This window comes from Herbaspirillum sp. WTB6, assembly GCF_057457785.1.
The window spans coordinates 1,038,025-1,060,304 of record NZ_CP176522.1; the positions used below are offsets into that span (position 1 = coordinate 1,038,025).

20 protein-coding genes are annotated in these 22,280 nt (G+C 64.4%); 8 read left to right on the top strand and 12 right to left on the bottom strand.

Going from position 1 to position 22,280, the window contains the following annotated elements:
- Position 1: 1 nt before the first annotated feature.
- From ACK2VC_RS04740 to ACK2VC_RS04775, 8 genes are all read right to left on the bottom strand, one after another.
- The gene (locus tag ACK2VC_RS04740; protein ID WP_486732446.1) at positions 2-760 is read right to left on the bottom strand and encodes a 3-hydroxyacyl-CoA dehydrogenase; all 759 of its coding nucleotides are present in this window, start codon (positions 758-760) and stop codon (positions 2-4) included.
- 148 nt (positions 761-908) lie between these two features.
- Entirely contained in the window at positions 909-3,098 is a 2,190-nt protein-coding gene (locus ACK2VC_RS04745; protein ID WP_486732447.1) for a sodium-translocating pyrophosphatase, read from the bottom strand.
- A 240-nt stretch (positions 3,099-3,338) separates the two neighbouring features.
- A complete protein-coding gene (gene adk / locus ACK2VC_RS04750; RefSeq protein WP_486732448.1) occupies positions 3,339-3,995 on the bottom strand; it encodes an adenylate kinase in 657 nt (218 codons plus the stop codon).
- 163 nt (positions 3,996-4,158) lie between these two features.
- Complete coding sequence (kdsB, locus tag ACK2VC_RS04755; RefSeq protein WP_486732449.1) at positions 4,159-4,911, bottom strand: 3-deoxy-manno-octulosonate cytidylyltransferase; 753 nt, start codon at positions 4,909-4,911, stop codon at positions 4,159-4,161.
- A 68-nt stretch (positions 4,912-4,979) separates the two neighbouring features.
- Positions 4,980-5,174, bottom strand: a complete 195-nt coding sequence (locus ACK2VC_RS04760; RefSeq protein ID WP_486732450.1) for a Trm112 family protein — start codon at positions 5,172-5,174, stop codon at positions 4,980-4,982.
- Entirely contained in the window at positions 5,155-6,228 is a 1,074-nt protein-coding gene (lpxK, locus tag ACK2VC_RS04765; protein ID WP_486732451.1) for a tetraacyldisaccharide 4'-kinase, read from the bottom strand. Before lpxK ends, ACK2VC_RS04760 begins: the two co-directional genes overlap by 20 nt.
- Before the next feature lie 109 nt (positions 6,229-6,337).
- Positions 6,338-6,772 (bottom strand): ExbD/TolR family protein, encoded by a 435-nt coding sequence (locus tag ACK2VC_RS04770; protein ID WP_486732452.1) that lies wholly within the window; start codon positions 6,770-6,772, stop codon positions 6,338-6,340.
- A gap of 16 nt (positions 6,773-6,788) precedes the next feature.
- On the bottom strand, positions 6,789-7,394 hold the full coding sequence (locus ACK2VC_RS04775; protein ID WP_486732453.1) for a MotA/TolQ/ExbB proton channel family protein: 606 nt from the start codon (positions 7,392-7,394) through the stop codon (positions 6,789-6,791).
- Positions 7,395-7,701: 307 nt separating this feature from the next.
- On the opposite strand from ACK2VC_RS04775, the gene ACK2VC_RS04780 reads away from it, so the two are divergent.
- The 5 genes from ACK2VC_RS04780 to ACK2VC_RS04800 all read left to right on the top strand — a co-directional run bounded on the left by ACK2VC_RS04780 (position 7,702) and on the right by ACK2VC_RS04800 (position 12,420).
- A complete protein-coding gene (locus ACK2VC_RS04780) occupies positions 7,702-8,829 on the top strand; it encodes an ABC transporter substrate-binding protein (RefSeq protein WP_486732454.1) in 1,128 nt (375 codons plus the stop codon).
- A 21-nt stretch (positions 8,830-8,850) separates the two neighbouring features.
- Complete coding sequence (xseA, locus tag ACK2VC_RS04785) at positions 8,851-10,212, top strand: exodeoxyribonuclease VII large subunit (RefSeq protein ID WP_486732455.1); 1,362 nt, start codon at positions 8,851-8,853, stop codon at positions 10,210-10,212.
- A 93-nt stretch (positions 10,213-10,305) separates the two neighbouring features.
- On the top strand, positions 10,306-10,884 hold the full coding sequence (gene sodB / locus ACK2VC_RS04790) for a superoxide dismutase [Fe] (RefSeq protein WP_486732456.1): 579 nt from the start codon (positions 10,306-10,308) through the stop codon (positions 10,882-10,884).
- A 195-nt stretch (positions 10,885-11,079) separates the two neighbouring features.
- Complete coding sequence (locus tag ACK2VC_RS04795; RefSeq protein ID WP_486732457.1) at positions 11,080-11,532, top strand: ProQ/FINO family protein; 453 nt, start codon at positions 11,080-11,082, stop codon at positions 11,530-11,532.
- A 60-nt stretch (positions 11,533-11,592) separates the two neighbouring features.
- Positions 11,593-12,420: an acyl-CoA thioesterase gene (locus ACK2VC_RS04800; protein ID WP_486732458.1), complete on the top strand. Its 828-nt coding sequence runs from the start codon at positions 11,593-11,595 to the stop codon at positions 12,418-12,420.
- Positions 12,421-12,604: 184 nt separating this feature from the next.
- Here ACK2VC_RS04800 and ACK2VC_RS04805 read toward each other — a convergent pair whose 3' ends face one another.
- The 3 genes from ACK2VC_RS04805 to ACK2VC_RS04815 form a co-directional block, all read right to left on the bottom strand.
- Complete coding sequence (locus tag ACK2VC_RS04805; RefSeq protein WP_486732459.1) at positions 12,605-15,673, bottom strand: efflux RND transporter permease subunit; 3,069 nt, start codon at positions 15,671-15,673, stop codon at positions 12,605-12,607.
- A 10-nt stretch (positions 15,674-15,683) separates the two neighbouring features.
- Positions 15,684-16,823: an efflux RND transporter periplasmic adaptor subunit gene (locus ACK2VC_RS04810; RefSeq protein WP_486732460.1), complete on the bottom strand. Its 1,140-nt coding sequence runs from the start codon at positions 16,821-16,823 to the stop codon at positions 15,684-15,686.
- A 62-nt stretch (positions 16,824-16,885) separates the two neighbouring features.
- A complete protein-coding gene (locus ACK2VC_RS04815) occupies positions 16,886-18,421 on the bottom strand; it encodes an efflux transporter outer membrane subunit (protein ID WP_486732461.1) in 1,536 nt (511 codons plus the stop codon).
- 295 nt (positions 18,422-18,716) lie between these two features.
- Between ACK2VC_RS04815 and ACK2VC_RS04820 the strand changes: the two genes are divergently transcribed.
- From ACK2VC_RS04820 to ACK2VC_RS04830, 3 genes are all read left to right on the top strand, one after another.
- Positions 18,717-19,157, top strand: a complete 441-nt coding sequence (locus ACK2VC_RS04820) for a DUF2127 domain-containing protein (RefSeq protein WP_486732462.1) — start codon at positions 18,717-18,719, stop codon at positions 19,155-19,157.
- A 44-nt stretch (positions 19,158-19,201) separates the two neighbouring features.
- Positions 19,202-20,416, top strand: a complete 1,215-nt coding sequence (locus ACK2VC_RS04825) for a 6-phosphofructokinase (RefSeq protein ID WP_486732463.1) — start codon at positions 19,202-19,204, stop codon at positions 20,414-20,416.
- A 170-nt stretch (positions 20,417-20,586) separates the two neighbouring features.
- A complete protein-coding gene (locus ACK2VC_RS04830; RefSeq protein WP_486732464.1) occupies positions 20,587-21,594 on the top strand; it encodes a YeiH family protein in 1,008 nt (335 codons plus the stop codon).
- Positions 21,595-21,663: 69 nt separating this feature from the next.
- Here the strand turns inward: ACK2VC_RS04830 and ACK2VC_RS04835 are convergent, their stop codons facing one another.
- A complete protein-coding gene (locus ACK2VC_RS04835) occupies positions 21,664-22,257 on the bottom strand; it encodes a DUF938 domain-containing protein (protein WP_486732465.1) in 594 nt (197 codons plus the stop codon).
- Positions 22,258-22,280 lie beyond the last annotated feature (23 nt).

The following is a 22,280-nucleotide window of genomic DNA, read 5'->3' on the forward strand; positions in this document are numbered from 1 at the left end:
CTTATTTCGGCTGCATCCGGATCGCACCGTCGAGGCGGATCGTCTCGCCGTTCAGCATCGCGTTTTCGATGATGGCCTTGGCCAGATGCGCATATTCGGCCGGCTTGCCCAGGCGCGATGGGAACGGCACCATCTTGCCGAGCGCGTCCTGCACTTCCTGTGGCATGCCGAGCAGCATCGGCGTCTCGAAGATGCCGGGCGCGATCGTCATCACGCGGATGCCGCTGCGCGACAAGTCGCGCGCCATTGGCAGCGTCAGGCCGACCACCGCCGCTTTCGACGAACCGTACGCGGCCTGGCCGATCTGGCCGTCGTAGGCGGCGACCGAGGCGGTGTTGATGATGATGCCGCGCTCGCCGGATTCGGCGGCTTCGGTCTTGCCCATCGCATCGGCCGCGAGGCGCGCCATGTTGAAGGTGCCGACCAGGTTGATGTTGACGGTGCGCTGGAACACTTCGAGCGGATGCGGACCATCGCGGCCGACGGTTTTCACCGCCGGCGCGACGCCGGCGCAATTGATCAGGCCGCGCAGCGTACCCAGCGCGGTCGCCGCCTGCACCACGGCCAGGCCGTCGGCTTCGGAAGTGACATCGCACTTGACGAACTTGCCGCCCAACTCGGCTGCCAGCTTCTCGCCGGGTTCGACCTGGACGTCGGCCAGCACCACCTTGGCGCCGTTTTCCGCGAGCATGCGCGCGGTCGCGGCACCCAGGCCGGAAGCGCCGCCGGTAATGATGAAGACGTTATTTTGAATCTGCATGGCTGGTTTTCCTTTGGCAAAAACGGAGAATCGGGCATGACGCTTACGTTAACGTCATGGTGCAGCGATTGTAGCCAGTTTTGCCGGCGCCAGAATGAAAAAAGACGGCCGCAGCCGTCTTTTCCGGACGCGAGAGTTGCAGTGCCGGTTAAGGTTTGGCCGCCGGCGCCGCGGCCGCATTGGCCGTAATTTCGGGCTGCGCCAGCGTCGCCGGCGCCGCTGGCGTCACAGCCACGCTGCTCACCACCGCCGGCGGTGTCGGCGGAACCGCCGCTACGCTGGTGGCAAAGATGGCGCCCGCCGGCAACAGCGGCACGATCAGCAGCGCGACGATGTTGATGATCTTGATCAGCGGATTGACTGCCGGGCCGGCGGTATCCTTGTACGGATCGCCGACGGTATCGCCGGTAACCGCCGCCTTGTGCGCTTCCGAACCCTTGCCGCCGTGGTTGCCGTCCTCGATGTATTTCTTGGCATTATCCCAGGCACCGCCGCCGGTGGTCATCGAAATCGCCACGAACAGGCCGGTGATGATGGTACCCATCAACAGGCCGCCCAGTGCGGCCGGCCCCAGCAGCATGCCGACCAGAATCGGCACCACCACCGGCAGCAGCGACGGGATGATCATTTCCTTGATGGCGGAACTGGTCAGCATGTCGACTGCCTTGTCGTATTCCGGCTTGCCGCTGCCGTCCATGATGCCCTTGATGTCGCGGAACTGACGCCGCACCTCGACCACCACCGCGCCGGCCGCGCGGCCAACGGCTTCCATCGCCATCGCGCCGAACAGGTAGGGGATCAGGCCGCCGATGAAGAGGCCGACGATCACCATCGGGTCCGACAGGTTGAACGTCACCACCCGACCCACCGATTCCAGCGCGTGGGTGTAGTCCGCGAACAGCACCAGCGCCGCCAGCCCGGCGGAGCCGATCGCATAGCCCTTGGTGACCGCCTTGGTGGTGTTGCCGACCGCATCCAGCGGATCGGTGATGGCGCGCACCGACTCCGGCATGCCCGACATTTCGGCGATGCCGCCGGCGTTGTCGGTGATCGGGCCGTAGGCATCGAGCGCGACAATGATGCCGGCCATCGACAGCATCGAGGTGGCGGCGATCGCGATCCCGTACAGGCCGCCCAGTTGATACGAGGCGATGATCGCCACGCACACCGCCAAGACCGGCCAGGCGGTGGCTTTCATCGACACGCCGAGGCCGGCGATGATGTTGGTGCCGTGGCCGGTGGTCGAGGCTTGCGCGATGTGCTGCACCGGCTTGAAGTCGGTGCCGGTGTAGTACTCGGTGATGTACACCATCAGCCCGGTCAGCACGATGCCGATCACGGCCGAGCCCATCATCGGGATGCGCATCGGTTCCGGCAGCACGATCCAGGTGACCGCGGCAAAGCCGATCAGCGACAGCCCGGCGGCCCACCACAAGCCGGTATACAGCGCCGACATGATCTTCTTGCCGGGCTGCGCCTTGACCATGCCGCAGCCGACGATCGAAGCCAGGATCGAAACCCCGCCCAGCATCAGCGGATAGAGCGCCGCCTGCGTTTCATGGCCGGTGATCATCAGCGTGCCGAGCAGCATGGTGGCAATCAACGTCACCACGTAGGTTTCAAACAGGTCGGCCGCCATGCCGGCGCAGTCGCCGACGTTGTCGCCGACGTTATCGGCGATCACCGCCGGGTTGCGCGGGTCATCCTCGGGAATCCCGGCTTCGACCTTGCCCACCAGATCGGCGCCGACGTCGGCGCCCTTGGTGAAGATGCCGCCGCCCAGGCGCGCGAAAATCGAGATCAGCGAAGCGCCGAAGGCCAGTCCGATCAGCGGCTTGATGACGTCATGCAGCGTGACGGTCACGCCGGCACCATGCGGCGCCGAGACGGTCAGGAACCAGTAGAAGATGGCGACGCCCAAAAGACCCAGGCCGACCACCAGCATGCCGGTAATGGCGCCGCCCTTGAAGGCGACGTCGAGCGCTTCGTTCATGCCCTTGGTAGCAGCCTGCGCGGTGCGCACGTTGGCGCGCACCGAGACATTCATGCCGATGAAACCGCAGGCGCCGGACAGCACGGCGCCGACCAGGAAGCCCATCGCAGTGGTGAAACCAAGACCCGGGACGATGGCAATCACGACGAACAGCGCCACGCCGACCATGGCGATGGTTCGATACTGTCGCGCCAGGTAGGCGGCCGCGCCGGTCTGGATGGCAGCCGCGATTTCCTGCATTCGGGCGTTGCCGGCATCCTGCTTCAGGATCCAGCTACGCGAAATCAGACCGTAGATGACGGCGATGGCGCCGCATACCACAGCGAACAATAACCCTGTTGCCATATTGACTCCTCCTTGTTATCACATTCAAGCAAAAATAAAACACTACCGAACTTCCGCAGCCGCCTTTTTTGCGGCTGCCAATCGGATTGCCACCGTTTCCGAAAAAACGGCTTGACTGCAATTCTGTTTATTGGCCTGACTGAACATGATTCCCTGGACTGGCCGGGTCCGCTGCCATCGGGCAGCAATTCTTATTGCGCTGCGGGATAAAAAAAAGCGGACACAAGGTCCGCTTCGGGGTTATTCCGCCAGTGCGGCGAATGCACTATCGCGGATCGCGTCGACACTGCCGACGCCGGAGATCTTCCGGTATTTGGGCGCTCCGGGCTGGCCCGATTGCGCCCATTTGCCGTAGTAGTCGAGCAGCACTTCGGTTTGCTCGTGAAATACCGCCAGGCGCTTCTTGACGGTTTCTTCCTTGTCGTCGTCGCGCTGGATCAGCTCTTCGCCGGTGACGTCATCGCGCCCCTCCACTTTCGGCGGGTTGAACTTGACGTGATAGGTGCGCCCGGACGGCAGATGCACGCGGCGCCCGCTCATGCGTTCGATGATGGCCGCGTCCGGTACCTCGATTTCCAGCACATAGTCGATGGCGACGCCGGCATCCTTCATTGCATCGGCTTGCGGAATCGTGCGCGGGAAGCCGTCGAACAGATAGCCGTTGGCGCAATCCGGCTCTTTCAGCCGGTCCTTGACCAGGCCGATGATGATGTCGTCCGAAACCAGGCCGCCGGCGTCCATGACTTTCTTGGCTTCAACGCCGAGCGGGGTGCCGGCCTTGACCGCCGCGCGCAGCATGTCGCCGGTCGAAATCTGCGGAATGTTGAATTTTTCCTTGATAAAAGTGGCTTGCGTGCCCTTACCAGCACCGGGCGCTCCTAAAAGGATGAGGCGCATGTTGTTTCCTAAAACGAGTTTGAATTTTGTTGCGGTGGCTAACCGAAGATTCACGATCGCCATCAGATGTGCGGTTGGCCGCATCGGCTTCGTACGAAACTTACCACAAAATTTCCCCGCGCTAACGTTTTTGGCAAGGATTTAGGCCAAGATTTACACCGATTCAGGCGTCGAAATGGCGCCGCACGCGGGCCAGGTCGGCAGCGGTGTCGACCCCGCCGGCCGGCGCTTCGGCGGCGATATGCACGGCAATCGGATGGCCATGCCACAGTGCCCGCAATTGCTCCAGCGCCTCGATCTGCTCCAGCGGCGCCGGCGCCAGTGTCGGGTATGCCTGCAGAAAGGCATTGCGGTAGGCATACAGGCCGACATGGCGCAGTGCCGCATACCCCGCCGGCAGCGCCTCGCGGCTGCCGGCAAAGGCGTCCCGGTGCCACGGAATCGGCGCGCGCGAAAAATACAGCGCGCGGCCGGCACGATCCAGCACCACCTTGACGACGTTGGGGTCGAACAGCTCGGCCACGTCGCCGATCGCGTGCGCCGCGGTCGCCATCGGCACGTCGGGACCGATCGCGGCGGCGACGGCGGCGATCAGCGCCGGCTCGATCAGCGGCTCGTCGCCCTGGACGTTGACCACCACCGCCTCCGGCGCCAGTTGCAGCCCGGCGGCGACCTCGGCGATGCGGTCGGTGCCGGAGGCATGCTCGACGCCCGTCATGCGCACCGCCACGCCATGCTGTTCGCAGGCAGCGAAAATATCGGCATGATCGGTGGCGACCACCACTTGCGCCGCGCCCGATTGCGCGGCGCGCTCGGCTACGCGCACCACCATCGGCTTGCCGCCGAGGTCGGCCAGCGGCTTGTTGGGCAGGCGGGTAGAGGCCAGGCGGGCCGGGATGATGACTGTGAATGACATCGAAAGGAAGTTGTTTGGGAAGGCGCCCGGCGCCGTCAGACGGTCGGGACTTGCAGCCGGATCGCGGCTCAGCTCGGCGCCGGCACCGCAACCGGCGCGGCGTTCAGGTCGCGCGCCTCGTCGGCCCACATGATCGGAATACCGTCGCGGATCGGGTAAGCCAGGCGATCGCCCTTGCAGATCAATTCCTGCTTCTCGCGATCGTACTCAAGCGGCCCCTTGCAGAGCGGGCAAACCAAGATGTCAAGCAATCGGGTATCCACGCAATTTCTCCAGAATATGTTCCGCCAGTGCCTCGTCGATGCGCGCCGTAACCGGCACCACCCACAGCCGCGGGTCGTTTTTGAGGGTTGGATGGCGGCTACATTTTACTGCATCCTTCTCGGTGATCAGGATGATGTCGGCCAGTTCGCCGGCGAACGGATCGTCGGTAAAAGGATAGTGATCCGGCAGCGGCATTTCGTCAAAGACCAGGCCGGTGGCGCGCAGCATCGCGAAAAAACGCGCCGGATTGCCGATCCCGGCCGCAGCCACCACGCGCGACGCCTGGCGCCCGCGGGCTTCCGCCGCGCCCGCAGCCGGCAGGTACAACTGCGGCGTCAACGGCATGCGCTGCGCGCGGTCGATCAGACGTTCGGCGACCACGCCCACCAGTTGCATCCGAAACGCCGGCGCGCCGATGCCCGCCGGTGCAGCGGCGGCATTGAAGACGGTGAAATCGCGCCGGCGCCAGGCCGGCTCGCGCAAGGGGCCGGCCGGCAGCAGCCAGCGATTGCCCAGGCCGCGTTCATCGAACAGCATGATCTCGATGTCGCGCGCCAGCGCGTAATGCTGCAAGCCGTCATCGGCCACGATCACGTTGACTTCCGGGTGTGCAGCCAGCAGCGCCTGCGCCGCCGCCGCGCGCTGGCGCCCGACCATCACCGGGGCGCCGCTGCGCTCGGCAATCAGCAGGGGTTCGTCGCCGACCGCGGCCACCGTGGCATCGGCGCCGACCAGACGCGGCGCCGCCTCGCGCCCGCCGTAGCCGCGCGAAATCACGCCCGGGCGCCAGCCGGCTGCGGAGAGCGCCTGCACCAGCCAGATCACCAGCGGCGTCTTGCCGGTGCCGCCGACATAGATGTTGCCAACCACGATCACCGGCACCGGCAGGCGCACGCAGGCCAACCAGCCGGCACGGTACAGCGCGCGCCGCGCGGCGGCGACGAACCCGAACAGCAACGCCCCCGGCCACAGCAGGCAGGCCAGCGGCCCGCGCCGACGCCAGGCGCGCGTGAAGATGGAGGCGGATCGAGCCGCGGAGGGTGGAGTGTTCAAGCGTCGGCTTTCATGCCGGCAGCGGGCTGCCGGCAATGGTACTGGAACCAGTATTAAAAATTCCGCACGTATAACAGGCGGAATTAGCCGAATTTACGGCATACTCCCGTTATCTTCGGTTACTGCTTTGCGCCGCGAAGGTCACGCGGGCAAACCCGGACAGGCGCGCCGCTTCCAGCACATTGATCACGGTCTGGTGCGGCGACAACTGATCGGCGTTGATGATCACGATCGGCTCCGGACGGTTGTCACCCAAGCCACCGGCTGCCGCCTTCAGTTCGACCGCCAGCGCCGCCGCGTCGCGCGCCGCCACCGTGACGTTATTGATCGCGTAGCGGCCTTGGGGGTCGACCGCGACATTGATTTCGCGCGGCTGCTGCTGCGCCTTTTCGGCGTCGGCGGTGGGCAAGGTGATCTGCAGCGCGGTGAACTTGCTGTAGGTGGTGGTCACCATCAGGAAGATCACGATCACCAGCAGCACGTCGATGAACGGAATCAGGTTGATTTCCGGATCTTCGCGGGTCTTGCCTTTGCGGAAATTCATGATCGCCTTCCGTCGGCTAGCGCCGTGCCGCGTGCACGGTGTCGACGAACTTCACCGCCTGCTGCTCCATCGCCAGGATGAAGCTGTCCACCAACGCACGAAAATGGCGGTAAAAAATCAGCGCCGGCATCGCGATCGCTAGGCCAAAGCCGGTGTTGTACAGCGCCACCGAAATGCCGTGCGCCAATTGCGCCGGATTGGTGCCGGTCGGGTCCTGGGCGCTGAAAATTTCGATCATCCCGACCACGGTGCCGAACAGGCCCAAGAGCGGCGCCAGCGTGGCCACGGTGCCGATGGTGGTCAGGAAACGTTCCAGTTCGTGGGCGCTGGCCTGCCCCGCTTCCTCGATCGCTTCCTTCATGACTTCGCGCGGCGCATCGACGTTGCGCAGGCCGGCCGCCAGCACCCGGCCCAGCGGGGAATTCTGTTCCAGATGTTCCACCACTTCCGGCGTCACCTTGCCGTTGTGATAGACGCGCACCACTTCCTGCAGCAGGTTCGGTGGCAAAATACGAGGGCGCCGCAGGTACAGGATGCGCTCGACGATCAGCGTCGTGGCAACCAGCGAGACAATCAGCAGCAGCCAGATGGGCCAGCCGGCGGCTTCAATAATGGCGAGCAAAAAATGACTCCTTCAGGTGATTCGATCGATTGTCTGGATGCAGAATGTAACGTTTTGAACCGTTGGGGGCAAGCACCGGCAGCAGCCTTGACGCGACGGCGGCCAGCAGAATTGCTCACACATTCTGTGCACAAGCTTGTGGACAACCCGCCCTATCGCAAGCGAAGCGCTTGATTCCAAAAGAATTTATTTTTCTGCCAGGAAATCCGGCAGGTATCATTGCCCACGGCCGCCACGCAGTTGGCGCTGGCGAAACAGCGGCAAGCGTGGCGCCGGATCAAAAAAATATATTCGTGGAGAAAACGCGATGTTGATCAAGCAAATCATTGCCGCATTGGGCGCCTGCGCCGCGCTGGGATTGGCTTATGCGGGAGAAGTGAAGATCGGAACCATCAGCGGCATCACCGGGCCGCTGGCCAGCACCTCGATCGAAATGCTGGAGATGTCCAAGGGTTACCTGGAAATGGTTAACGCCCAGGGCGGCATCAACGGCAACAAGATCACGCTGGCGGTACGCGACGACCACTACGATCCGCGCAAGACGCCGGCGCTGGCAGAGGAAATCATCCAGCAGGACAACGTGGTGGCGCTGGTGAACAGCGCCGGCACCGCGAATACCGGAGCGATGATGAAAACCGGCGTGCTGAACAGGCACAAGGTGCCGCTGGTCGGCGTCTTCAGCGGCTCCGAAGTGATCCGCGGCCCCGGCTCCGAGCAGATCTTCCATACCCGCGCCACCTATCACGACGAGATCATGAAGATCGCGCGCGTCGCCTCGACGCTCGGCTTGCAGAACATCGCGGTGTTTTACCAGGATGACGGCTTCGGCGCCAGCATCAACAAGAGCATCACCCAGGCGGCGCAGGAAAACCAGTTCAAGGTGGTGGTCGATGCGCCGTACAAGCCGGGCGAAACCGATTTTTCCGCGCAGGCGAAAAAAATCATCGCTGCCCATCCGCAGGCGATCTTCCTGATGGGCGTGCCGGACGCGGTCGCGCATTTCATGAAGGCATACGACGCACCGAACGGCGCCTCGCAAATCTATACGCTGTCGTTCGTGACGCCGGACGGCCTGCTGGCGGCGGCCGGCGAAGCGCGCATCCGTGGCATCGGCATCACCCAGGTGATGCCCAATCCGAATTCGACGGTGCTGGCGCTGGGCAAGGATTTCCAGGCCTTTCTGAAAACGCCGTATGCCAGGGGCGCGAAAGCCAATCCGCTGAACTTCGAAGGCTACCTCAACCTGCGGCTGGTGCTGGAGGCAATCCGCATGGCGGGTCCGAATCCGACCGCGGCCAGCGTCACGCAGAGCCTGAAAGCAATGAACCACTTCCGTTTGGGAGGATTCCCGATCGATTTTTCCGAAACCAACCGGCGCGGCTCGTCGTTTCTCGATATCGCGGTGATCGGCCGCAATGCCCGCCTGTACTATTAGTCGCTGCCGCCAAGCCCGCCTATGAATCCGGATACACCGCCGTCCCTCGTCCCCGCCGCGCCAGCGGTACTCTCCGTCTCGGCCCTCAACCAGGCTGTGGCGCGCATGCTAGAGCGCACTTTTCCGCTAACCTGGGTGGCCGGCGAAATCTCCAACTTCACCCGTGCCAGTTCGGGACACTGGTATTTCACGCTGAAGGATGAGGCCGCGCAGGTGCGCGCGGTAATGTTCCGCGGCCGCGCCCAGTACGCCGGCTTCACGCCGCGCGAAGGCGACCGGGTCGAGGTGCGGGCGCTGGTCAGCCTGTACGCGGCGCGCGGCGAATTCCAGCTCAGCGTGGAGGCGATCCGCCGCGCCGGGGTCGGCGATCTGTACGAAGCCTTTGTCCGCCTGAAGGAAAAGCTGGCCGCCGAAGGCTTGTTTGACGCCGGCCGCAAGCGCGCCCTGCCGCGCTTTGCGCGCACCATCGGCATCATCACCAGTCCGCAGGCAGCGGCCTTACGCGACGTCCTGAGCACACTGAAGCGACGCGCGCCGCACGTCGCCGTCATCCTGTATCCAGCCCCGGTGCAGGGCGCCGGCGCCGCCGAAAAAATCCGTGCCGCGATCGAACTGGCGGCACGACGGGCCGAATGCGACGTGCTGCTGGTATGCCGCGGCGGCGGCAGCATCGAGGACCTGTGGTCGTTCAACGACGAGGGCGTGGCGCGCGCGATCGCGGCCTGTCCGATTCCGGTGGTGTGCGGGGTCGGCCACGAAACCGACTTCACGATTGCCGATTTTGCCGCCGACCTGCGCGCGCCCACCCCCACCGCCGCCGCCGAGCTGGCGGCGCTGCCGCGCGCCGACTGGCTGGCCGCGCTCCAGGGCCATGCCGAGGACTTGAACTACGAATGGCGGCGCCAGCTCGCCGAGCGCGCGCAAACGCTGGACTGGTATGCGCGGCGGCTGCAAAACCCGTCCGCCGCCATCGCCCGTGCACGGCAGCAACTGTACGTCCTGCAAGCGCGGCTAACGCGCGCGCTGCGCAACCGGCTGGCGCACAGCAGCTTTGCGCTGGCCCATCTGCGTACCCGGATCGGTTCGCAATTACCCGACACCGCCGCGCGCCGGCTGGCGCTGGCGGGCCGCAGCGAGCGCCTGGCCGCCAGCCTGCATGCGCGGCTGGCGCAACGCCGGCACGCGCTGGGCTCGCTGGCGGCGCAACTTGAATTGCTCAATCCGCAACGCACGCTGGAGCGCGGCTACGCGATCGTCAGCGATGCCCGCGGGCGCGCCGTGCGTTCGCCGCAGGAATTGCAGCCGCGCACGCTCGTCACGGTGCGGGTCGCGCAAGGCGCGGCGGAGGTCGGCATTGCCAGCGTCCAGCCCCTGCTGGATTGACGGAATTTCCGCTCCCTGCAGCCGTTCCGCTTCCGCCTTACAATCAACGTTTGCCAAAAAAATAATCCTCCCGAACCACAGAAAGGACCCATCATGGAACACACCCTGCCACCCCTGCCGTACGCGCTCGACGCCCTGGCTCCGCATATCTCCAAGGAAACGCTGGAATACCACTACGGCAAGCATCATCAGGCCTATGTCACCAACCTGAACAAGCTGATTGCCGGCACCGAATTCGCAAACGCCTCGCTCGAAGACATCATCAAGAAATCCAGCGGCGGCCTGTTCAATAACGCGGCGCAAGTCTGGAACCATACGTTTTACTGGAATTGCCTGAAGCCGAACGGCGGCGGTGCCGCGACCGGAGCGGTGGCCAAAGCGATCGACGCCAAATGGGGTTCGTTCGACAAGTTCAAGGAAGCCTTTTCGACCTCCAGCGTCGGCAACTTCGGTTCCGGCTGGACCTGGCTGGTGAAGAAGGCCGACGGTTCGCTCGACATCGTCAACACCTCGAACGCCGCCACCCCGCTGACCGGCGCCGACAAGCCGCTGTTGACCTGCGACGTCTGGGAACATGCGTACTACATCGATTACCGCAACGCACGGCCGAAGTATGTCGAAGCGTTCTGGAGCCTGGTAAACTGGGATTTCGTCAACCAGAACCTCGGCTGACAGTAAGAAATTAGAGCCTGGCGTATTCGCGCCGGCTGGCAGAGGAAGTCATTGCTGAGCAATGGCTTCCTTTTTTTTTCGACTGCGCCCGATCGGCGGCAAGCGTCGACAACGGCCGCCCGGCGATGGCGCTTCCCCGCGTAGCCGTGCTATCCTCCCTGGCCCCGCCCCCCACCGGATGCTCAAGTACCGTTCATGAACACGCCCAACCCCGCTCCCGACCTCGAACCCAGCCCCGACCAGGCGGCCCGCATCCTGCTGAAGGAATGGCAGGAAAAATTTTCGGTCTTTCGCGACTGCCAGCCACTGGCGATCGGCATCGACAAGCAATTGCGGGCGTTGCAGCCAGAGCTGCCGCGCAAAGTGATGCGCATCGCGCTGCGCATCCACACCAACTCGTTGCGCTATCTGAAGGCAATGGAAAAAGCCGAGGTCCGCTTCGATCTGGACGGCAAGCCGGCCGATCCGGTAACGGACGAGCACCGCAGCCACGCCGGCGAGATCCTGCGCGAACGCGCGAAAAAACATGCCGCTCAGCGCAAGCTGCAGCGGGCGGCCGAAGAAGCGCAACGCAAGGCCGAACAGGCGGAGCAGCAACGCGCCGAGAAACTGAACCAGCTGGCCGCCAAGTTTTCGCGTCGCGGTTGACTTGTCATGCATCTGGCCAGAGTTCCCGGCCGGATGCGTTTTTCCGGAGAAGGATCGCTGATGAACTCAGAGTCCAGACGCTGTCAGCATCCGCTGGACGCCGCAACCCTGCTGACCACGCTTGAGCCCGGCCGCTATCGCGGCCAAACCAGTGCGGCTTACGCCAACATGGTCGGTCCGTTCGGCGGCATCATTGCGGCAACCCTGATCAAGGCAATCTGGCTGCATCCGGAGCGGCTGGGAGAGCCGATCGCGCTGACGGTCAATTTCGCCGGCCCGGTAGCCGACGGCGAATTCATCGTCAGCACCAGGGTGATGCGCACCAATCGCAGTACCCAGCACTGGTTTGTCGAATTGACGCAAGGCGACCAGGTCGGAGCCACCGCCACCGCCGTGTTTGGGACCCGGCGCGACACCTGGTCGGCAACCGATGCGAAGTTTCCGCAGGTCGCCGCGGCGGCCACCATCCAGCGTGCCCTGCCGATCGCGCCCGCCCGCTGGACTGCCGCCTATGACATGCGGTTTGTGCGCGGCCAGTTGGAAGCGGCCGAAGTTGCCGACAGCGATCGGGATTCCATTACCACGCTGTGGATATGCGATGAGCCGCCACGTCCGCTCGACTTCATTTCACTGACGGCGATCTGCGACGCCTTCATCCCGCGGGTCTTCATCCGCCGGCCGCGCCGGGTTCCGGCCGGCACCGTATCGCTGACGATTTATTTTCACGCCGACTCTGCGCACCTCGCGCTGGCCGGCGAACGCCCGGTACTGGGCACGGCGCGCGCGCTGCATTTCGGCAAGGGCTACTTCGACCAGACGGCCGAAATCTGGAGCGACGACCAGACCTTGCTGGCCAGCACACACCAGGTGGTTTACTTCAAGGAATAGACTGCTTGCTGTGCCCCTTCAGGGAGCGCTTCATGATCCAGTCAGGATCGGCAATCCGGCGCCCCGGCTTCAAGGACGGCGGCGGTGCCAAGTCGACCGAAAGCGGGTGCTGACGAACGCCCTATGGCTTGCCGGCAAGGTGCAAGGCGAGCAACACGGTTACCGCTGTGATCGCGAATCCGTATCAATTGCCCGGTACCGACGCCGGCGCAGCCAGATCGCCGGCCTGCTCGGCCCGGTGCTCGCCGGCCAGGAACATGTACATTGCCGGCACCACGAAGAGCGTGAACAAGGTGCCGATCGACAGTCCGGTGAAGATCACCAGCCCCATCGCGTGGCGGCCGGCAGCGCCGGCACCCGAGGCGATCACCAGCGGCAGCACCCCGAACACCATCGCAAAGGTCGTCATCAGGATCGGCCGCAAGCGGATCGCGGCCGCCCCTTCGATCGCCTCGCGCTTGCTCATGCCGCCCTTGCGCAATTGATTGGCGACCTCGACGATCAGGATGCCGTGCTTGCTGATCAGGCCCATCAGCGTCACCAGGCCGACCTCGGTATAGATGTTGATCGAGGCAAAACCGAGGAAGATGAAAATCGTTGCGCCGAACAGCGCCAGCGGCACCGACACCAGGATCACGACCGGGTCGCGGAAACTTTCAAACAAGGCCGCCAGCGCCAGGAACACGATGATCACCGCGAACAGCATGGTCACCAGGAAGCCGCCCGACTCATGCATGAACTGGCGCGACTGCCCGGAATAGTCGACCGTATAGCCGCTTGGTGCCACCTCCTGCACCAGATCTCGCATGTATTGCAGTACCTCGCCCTGCGCTGCGCCGGAGACGCCGGAGATGGTGACGGAATTCAACTGCTGGAAGCGATTGATCGACTCCGGCACCACGCTGTACTTGATGTCGGCGATGGTGCCGGCCGGAATCACCCTGCCGTCCGGCGTCTTGATGTAGTAATCCAGCAGTTGCGACGGATTCAGCCGATCCACCTGTTGCACCTGCGGGATCACCTTGTAGGAGCGGCCGGCGATCGAAAAGTAATTGACATAGCCGCCGCCGAGGGCCGCGCCCAGCGCGCTCCCGACATCCTGCTGGGTCAGGCCCAGGCTGGCGATCTTGTCGCGATCCACCTGTACCGTGGCCTGCGGCAGGTCGACTTTCAAATCGGCATCCACGAAATAAAACTTGCCTGAGCTGCGCGCCTTGTCCAGCACTTGCTGCGCCACCGCATTCAGGTTTTCAAACGGCTCGGTGGTGGTGATCAGGAACTGTACCGGCAAGCCGGAAGCACCCGGCAGTGGCGGGAACTGGAAGGCGGCAACGCGCGCGCCGGCGATCCTGTTCCATTGCTCCTGCAGATCCTGTTGAATTTGCTTGGCGCTGCGCGTGCGCTGGCCCCAGTCTTTCAGCAGGACGCCGCCGATTCCGGCATTCACGGTCGGCACGCCGGTGATCTGGAACATCTGCTTGTACTCGGGCGCCGCCTTGGCAATCCCGAAGATTTGCTCCGCATAGGTCTGCATCTGATCCGAGGTGGCGGTCGGCGCCCCCACCACCTGCGCCAGCACCAGCCCCTGGTCTTCTTCCGGCGCCAGTTCCGACTGCGACATCTTGAACATCAAGCCGAGGCAGACAATCAGCAGCGCGCCCATCACGATCAGCACCGGCCAGGTGCTCAGCAGGCCGTGCAACAGGCGTTGGTAGCCGTGATGCACCTTGTCGAACTGGCGATCGACAAACTTCGCCAGGCGCGCGGAATCCTGTTCAGGCCGGAAGAAACGCGCGCACATCATCGGCGACAGCGTCAGCGCAACGATGCCGGAAACCGCCACCGCACCGGCCAGGGTGAAGGCAAACTCGGTAAACAGCGCGCCGGTCAGGCCACCCTGGAAACCGATCGGCACGTACACCGCGATCAGCACCACCGTCATCGCCAGAATCGGGCTACCGAGCTCGCGCGCCGCGATCAATGCGGCTTCCGTTGGCGAGCGCTGATCTTCTCTCATGTGCCGATCGACGTTCTCCACCACGATGATGGCGTCATCCACCACCAATCCGATCGCCAGCACGATGGCCAGCAAGGTCAGCAGATTGATCGAGTAGCCGAGCACCAACATGATGAAGAAGGTGCCGACCAGCGACAAGGGCATCGCAATCACCGGCACGATCACCGCACGCAAGCTGCCGAGGAACAGATAGATCACCAGGGTGACGATCAGCAAGGCTTCGACCAGGGTCTTGATCACTTCCCGGATCGAGGTGTTGATGAAATCGGTCGAGTCATACACGATTTCGCCGGTCAGGCCGGCCGGCAACTGGCTCCTGATCGACGGAAACACGGTGCGCACGCGCTCGGCCACATCCAGGATATTCGCCTCCGGTGCCACCTTGACCCCGATGAATACCGAGCGCACGCCGCTGAAGGCGACGTTGAAGTCATAGTTCTCCGAACCCAAGGTCACCTTCGCCACGTCCTCCAGGCGCACGATGGCGCCGCCGCTCTGCTTCACCGCCAGCTGCTTGAATTCCTCCACCGTATGCAGCTCGGTGCCGGCGGTGAGCGGCACCGACACCATCTGCCCCTTGCTGGCACCCAGCGCGGTCAGATAGTTGTTGGCAGCCAGCGCGGCGCTGACATCGGCCGCGGTGACGCCGAAGGCCGCCATCCTGGCGCTGTCCAGCCAGGCGCGCAGCGCGAACTGGCGCGCCCCCAGCAACTCGGCGGTCTGCACCCCTTCGATCGAATCGAGCTTTGGCTTGACCACCCGCGCCAGGTAGTCGGTGACGTTGTTGGTCGGCAGCGTGTCGCTGTAGAACCCCATATACATGGCGTCGGTGGTCTGCCCGACCTGCACCGTCAGCACCGGCTGCTGCGCCTGCGCCGGCAACTGGTTGCGCACCGAGGCGACCTGGGTATTGATTTCGGTCAGCGCCCGATTGGCGTCGTAGTTCAGGCGCAGCGTCGCGGTGATGGTCGAGACCCCGCTGCTGCTGGACGAGGACAGGTAATCGATACCCTGCGCCTGCGCAATCGCCGCTTCCAGCGGTTGCGTAATGAAACCGGCGATGGTTTGCGCGTCGGCCCCATAGTAGGCGGTGGACACCGTGACCACCGCGTTTTGCGTGCGCGGATACTGGTTGATCGGCAAACTGAACACCGAGCGCAAGCCGAGTACCACGATCAATAGGCTGACCACCGTCGCCAGCACCGGACGGTGGATGAACAGATCGGTAAATTTCATCGGCTGCTCCTCACTGTTCCTGCGGCGCCGGATTCGGATTGTTGGCCGGCTGTACCTTGTTGTCGATGACCACCGGCGTGCCGTTCTTCAGCTTCAACTGGCCACTGGTGACGACCAGTTGGCCCTCGCTCAAACCCTTCAGGATCGCGACCTGATCGCCGCGGGTTGGGCCGGTAGTGACGAACACTTGCTGCGCCACCAGTTGCGGCTTGCCCTTGTCATCCGCCTGCGCCTGCTTGCCCTCCTCCGGCCGCAGCACGAACACCGTCGAGCCATACGGGTTATAGGTAATCGCGGTCTGCGGCAAGGTCAGGTAGCGCTGTTTCTGGCCCATATCCACGCTGACGTTGGCGAACATCCCGGGCAGCAGTTGCCGCTTGGGGTTGCCGACGGTGGCCTCCACCTGGACGTTGCGGGTGGCCGGGTCGACGCGCGGGTTGATCGCGGAAATCTTGCCGGCAAAGGCGATGCCGGCGTAGGCATCATTGCTCACCGCAAGCGTCTGCCCGACCGCCAAGCCGGCGATCTGCTTTTGCGGCACGAAGAAATCGACGTAAATCGGGTCCACCGTCTGCAGCGTGACGATCTTGTCGCCCGGATTCAGATATTGGCCGGGATTGACGGTGGTGATGCCGATCCGGCCGGCAAACGGCGCGCGAATGGTTTTCTTGGCCACCAGCGCCGCCTGCTGCGCCACCAGCGCCCGCTTGCCCTTCAGGTCGGCCAGGTCGGCATCCACCTGGGCCTGGCTGACGCCCTGCGCGGCCAACTGCGCCTGGTCGCGTGCCAGCACCGTGGCCGCCAGTTCGGCGGCCGCCTCCAGCGCACGCAACTGGGCAATATCCGCGTCGGCATTCAACTGCACCAGCACCGCGCCGGCCGCCACCTCCTGACCGGATTTGAAGCTGACATCGCGCACCAGGCCGGCGATTTCGCTCGCCAGATCGACTCCGCGCACCGCGCTCAGGCTGCCGACGGCAGCCAGTTGCGGCTGCCACTCCAGGCTTTCGACCTTGACCGCGGTGACGGTCTGCGGGCCAGGTTTCGGTGCGCTGGCGATCAATTGCCGGATCTGCAGATATTTGCCGAGCGCAAGTGTTGCGACCAGCAAGACCACACAACCCAGCATGATGAACATGCGCTTGGTCATGGATGCGTCCCCTACGGTTCAAGGTTTAAAACAGATCAAGCCCAAACTGCCGTCGTACCCGCCTAGTTTTTGGCGACAGGAGCGCTCGCCTCGACCGGCGCTTCCCGATTCCACCAGCCGCCGCCGAGCGCCTGAAACAGGGCCGCGGTGTCGGCGTAGCGCGCCGCCTGCGCCTGCACCAGGGCGACCCGCGCCTGTTGATACGTGCGCTGGGCATCCAGCAGCACCAGGTAGCTGACGCCGCCCAGCTGGTATTGGCGCGTGCTCAACTCCAACGCTTCGCGCGCCAGCGCCTCGGCCTCGGCTTGCGCCTTCAGCGTGGCGGCATCCAGATCGAGCGCGCGCAGGCTGTCCGCGACATTTTGAAACGCCCCCAGCACGGTCGAGCGATATTGCGCTTGCGCCTCCTCGTAGGCCGCCACCGCGGCGCGGCGCTTGGCGCTGAGGGCGCCGGCATTGAACAGCGGCTGCAGCAGGCTGGCACCCAGGCTCCAGAGTCCGGTGCCGGCGCCAAACAGATCGCGCGCCACGCTGCTGGCCGAGCCGTAGCTGCCGGTGAGCGCGATTTGCGGGTACTGGTTTGCCGCGGCGACGCCAATTTGCGCGCTGGCTGCATGCAGCAAGGCTTCATTGGCTCGAATGTCGGGGCGCTGGCGCACCAGCGCCGACGGCAGCGAGACCGGCAACTCCTGCGGCAGTGCCAGCGCATCGAGCCGAAATTCGGGCAGCCCCGCTTCGCTGGGCAGCCTGCCGGTCAATGCCGACAATTGATGGCGGGTTTGCGCCAGCGACTTTTCCAGCGCCGGCAAACCGGCCACGGTCTGCGCCACCTGGTTGCGCTGGGTCAGCACGCTGGAACGCGGAATCGCGCCGAGCGCAAACTGTTTCTCGATCACCGCCAGTTGCCTTTGCTGCGCATCCAGCACTTCCTGCGTGGCCTGCAATTGCGCACGCAGCGAAGCTTCCCTGATCGCGGTCGTGACCAGATTCGCGGTCAAGGTCAGATAGGCGGCTTCGAGCTGGAAACGTTGATAGTCGATCGTCGCCTGCAATCCTTCCAGCGTGCGGCGCGAGGCGCCGAATGCGTCCAGCGTATAGGACACGTTGACCGAGGCGTTATACAGCGTGAAGGCGCCGCTGCCGGTCAAGCCGAGCGGCGCCTGCGAGGCGCGCTGGCGGGTTACCCCAAGTTGGCCGGTGAGGTTGGGATAGAGCAGGCTGCCGGCTGCTGCATTGAAATTCTCCTGGGCCTGGCGCAGCGCCGCCTGCGCCGCCGCCAGATTCGGGTTTTGCGCCAGGGCCAGGCGAATCATGCGGTCCAGCGCATCAGAATGGAATAGCGCCCACCACTGCGCGGGAATGTCCTGCGCCAGGGCAAAGCGCTGGGCCGCCCCCGCGGCGCCCGCCGTTCCAGCATCGGCCGCCACGGTTTGCGCCGGCATCGGCGCCGGCGTGTAAGAATCGCCGGCAACCGATGGCGCCGACGGTTCCTGGAAATCCGGGCCGGCCGCACAGCCAGCGAGGCCCAGGCCGACCGCGAGGCTGATGACCACGGTACCGGCAGACCAGGTAAATGGCGCAAATCCGTTTTTTTGCATCGCTTGAATCCCCGCATCAAGACTCTGGCCCGCTCCCGACCCGGAACCCGGCAAACTGGCCAAGGATGCACAAGGGATCAATAAAGGATCAATAATCCGGTAAACCCCGGACTTCGGATTCGATCCCGATCAAACCGCCGCACATCTGTTCGCAGCGCAACCAGCCTTTATTTCACGTTAAGCCGCCATCCACAAAATCTCCTATCATCAAAACATGATGTCCGAGCCTTCTCTCGCCTTTCCCGCTGCCCGCGATCGCCGGCGGACGAGTCCGCCCACCACCGGCGAACGCTCGGTGGCATGCTTTGAAGCAGCAAAGGGCATCCTGGTGATCCTGGCCGGATTCGGGGTGCTGTCCCTGATGCATCACGACCTGCAGCATTTTGCGCGCGCGTTCGTCGATCACTTGCACCTAAACCCCGCCGGCCGCAGTTCGCACATCTTCCTTGCGCTCGGAACCATGTCCGGCCAGGAACTGTGGCTGCTGGCGGCGATGTCGTGCGCCTACTCGACGTTGAGGCTGGCCGAGGCCTATGGCTTGTGGACCGGCAAGCGATGGGCCAAATGGTTCGCCGCGGCCAGCGGTGGCCTGTACGTTCCGCTGGAAGCCTGGGAATTGCTGCGCGGGATCAATTGGATGAAGGTGACGGCGTTCATCATCAATGTCGGCATCGTGATTTACATGATTTACGCGCTGCGGCGCGACCAACGCGCCGTTTCCGGGCCGGCCGGGTAACCGGCTCCGGAAACGGCGCTCAACCCACAACTAAGAGGAATACCATGAGCTCCGGAAAAATCCTGATTGCCCAGGGCGGCGGCCCGACCGCGGTGATCAACCAGTCGTTGGCCGGCGTGGTGCTGGAAGCGCGCCGCTTTCCCGCCATCGAACGGGTCTACGGCGCACAGAACGGCGTGCGCGGCATCATCAACGAAGACCTGGTCGACCTGTCGCAGGAAACCAGCCGCAATCTGGAACTGGTGGCCAGCACCCCTTCTTCCGCGCTGGGATCGACGCGCGACAAGCCGGACCTGCCGTATTGCCAGGAAATCTTCAAGGTGCTGCAGGCGCACCAGATCGGCCATTTCTTCTACATCGGCGGCAACGACTCATCCGACACCGTGCGCATCGTCAGCCAGGCGGCGCACGAAGCCGGCTACCCGCTGCGCTGCATCCACATCCCGAAGACGATCGACAACGACCTGGTCGGCAGCGACCACACGCCGGGATTCCCGTCCGCCGCGCGCTTCGTGGCGCAGGCCTTCGCCGGTGCCAACCTGGACAATGCGGCCTTGCCCGGCGTGTACGTCGGCGTCGTGATGGGACGCCATGCCGGCTTCCTGACCGCGGCCGCGGCACTCGGCCGCAAGTTCGTCGACGACGGCCCGCACCTGATCTATCTGCCGGAACGCAGCTTCGTGCTAGAACAGTTTCTGGCCGAGGTGCAGGTGGTGCATGAGCGCTTCGGGCGCTGCGTGATCGCGGTTTCGGAAGGCATCCACGACGCCTCCGGCACGCCGATCGCCACCCTGCTGACCAAGCAGGTCGAGCGCGATGCGCACGGCAACGTGCAGCTCTCCGGCACCGGCGCGCTGGCCGACCTGCTGTGCGACGCCATCAAGTCGAAACTCAAGATCAAGCGCGTGCGCGGAGATACCTTCGGCTATCTGCAGCGCTCATTCCTGGGCTGCGTGTCCGACGTCGATCAGCGCGAAGCGCGCGAAGTCGGCGAGAAGGCGGTGCAGTTCGCGATGCTCGAACAGCGCGACGGCTCGGTTGCGATCCGTCGCACCGGCGATTACGCGGTGGACTACAAGCTGCTGGCGCTGGAGGCGGTGGCTGGCAAGACGCGCGTGATGGAAGACGAATTCATCGCCGCCAACGGCACCGACGTCACCGAGGCGTTTCACCACTACCTGCGGCCGCTGCTGGGAGCCGGCATGCCCGACCCGTTCCGGCTGCGCGCGCATCCGGTCGGCAAGATCCTCGGGGTTTGAGCGCCGGACTACAACCGACGCCGCCAGCAGCCGCTGGCGCCGACGGTTTGTTCCGCCCAGAGCCGGCACGCCCGGCGCGCTGCCGGTAGAATGGCGCCTTTGCGCGTTCAACCCGCGCCGTCCATGATGGTCCCAGTTTCTCCCCGCGCCGGGTTCGGTAGTGCCGCCCGATGAACATGCTGTCCGTATGGCATCCGACCGTGTTGCGTAAATGCTGGCCGGGAATCGCGATCGCGGTCGTGATTTCGCTGGCGGCGACCTTCATCTCCGACAGCTATGGCGGCCCGCAATTCCTGTATGCGCTGTTCTTCGGGCTGGCCTTCCATTTCCTGGCCCACGATCCGGTGTGCCGGCCGGGCATCGAGTTCTGTAGCCGCACCATCCTACGCACCGGCGTCGCACTGCTGGGAGCGCGCATCACCGTCGGCCAGATCGCCTCGCTCGGGATGGCGCCGATCGTGATGGTGGTGTGCGGCGTAGCGGCGACGATGCTGTTCGGCTGGTGGCTGGCGCGCCGGCTCGGGCGGCCGAATGCCGAAGGACTGCTATCGGGCGGCGCGGTAGCGATCTGCGGCGCCTCGGCGGCGCTGGCGATCGCCGCGGTGCTGCCGCAGAACAAGGAAAACGAAAAATTCACGCTGCTGACGGTGGTCGGCGTCACCACGCTATCGACCTTGGCGATGATCGTCTATCCGCTGATCGCCAAGCTGCTCGGGTTGTCCCCGGACGCCGCCGGCATCTTCCTCGGCGGCACCATCCACGACGTGGCGCAGGTGGTGGGCGCCGGCTACATGATTTCGCCCCACACCGGGGATATCGCCACCTTCGTCAAGCTGACCCGCGTCGCCTGCCTGGTGCCGGTGGTGCTGGCGCTGTCGATCCTGTTCAAGAGCCGGGTTGGCAAGACCGAGGTGCAGACGCAGCCGCTGGTGCCGGTATTCTTGATCGGCTTCGTCTGGTTCGTGATCGCCAACAGCCTCGGCTTCATTCCGGCGCCGGCGGGTGAATGGATCAGCCACGCATCGCGCGCCTGCCTGGTGACGGCGATCGCCGCGCTCGGTGTCAAGACCTCGTTCCAGGCGCTGGCTTCGCTCGGCTGGCGGCCGGTGGCGATGCTGGTCGGCGAAACGGCATGGCTGGCGACGTTCGTGCTGATCGCGCTGGCACTGATCGGCTAGAATATATACTCCCTTTATAGCACGTCGATTACCGCCATAAAATTTATGGCTTTTAACATATACTCATACCTAACTGCGCCGCCATACGAGTAATCGGTTGTTGGCCGGCATGTCATGGTCGGCCTCCAGCAGCAGACCGGCGGCCATCGCCAGCCGATCGACCGCTTCGACATCCCGGATGCCCATCTGCGGCGCCTGCTGCCGCAGCGCGGCGTCGAACTGCGCATTGCTGCCGCTGGTGAAGCGCCCGCCATAGTTGAACGGCCCGTAGACGCATAGCGCGCCGCCGGCCGCCAGCAGCCGACCGGCACCTGCAAACATGCGCTCGACTTCCGGCCAGGCCATGATGTGGCAGGTATTCGCGGAAAACAGCGCGTCGAAGCGCTGCGCCGGCCAGTCGGGCGCGCGCATGTCGAGCGCCAGCGGCGGCAGCACGTTCGGCAACCGAGCTTCCGCTTGCCAAGCCAGGATGCTGGCGTGGTTCTGCGGCAAGTCGCTGGTTTGCCAGACGACGCCGGGCAGGTGGGCGCCAAAAAATACCGCGTGCTGGCCGCTACCGCTGCCGATTTCCAGCACCCGCTCGCCGCCGGCAAACAGCGTGCGCAGCACCGCCAGGATCGGCTCCCGGTTGCGTTCACAGGCGGCGGAGAACTGTTTGGTCATCGAGCATTTGAAAAATGTAAGGC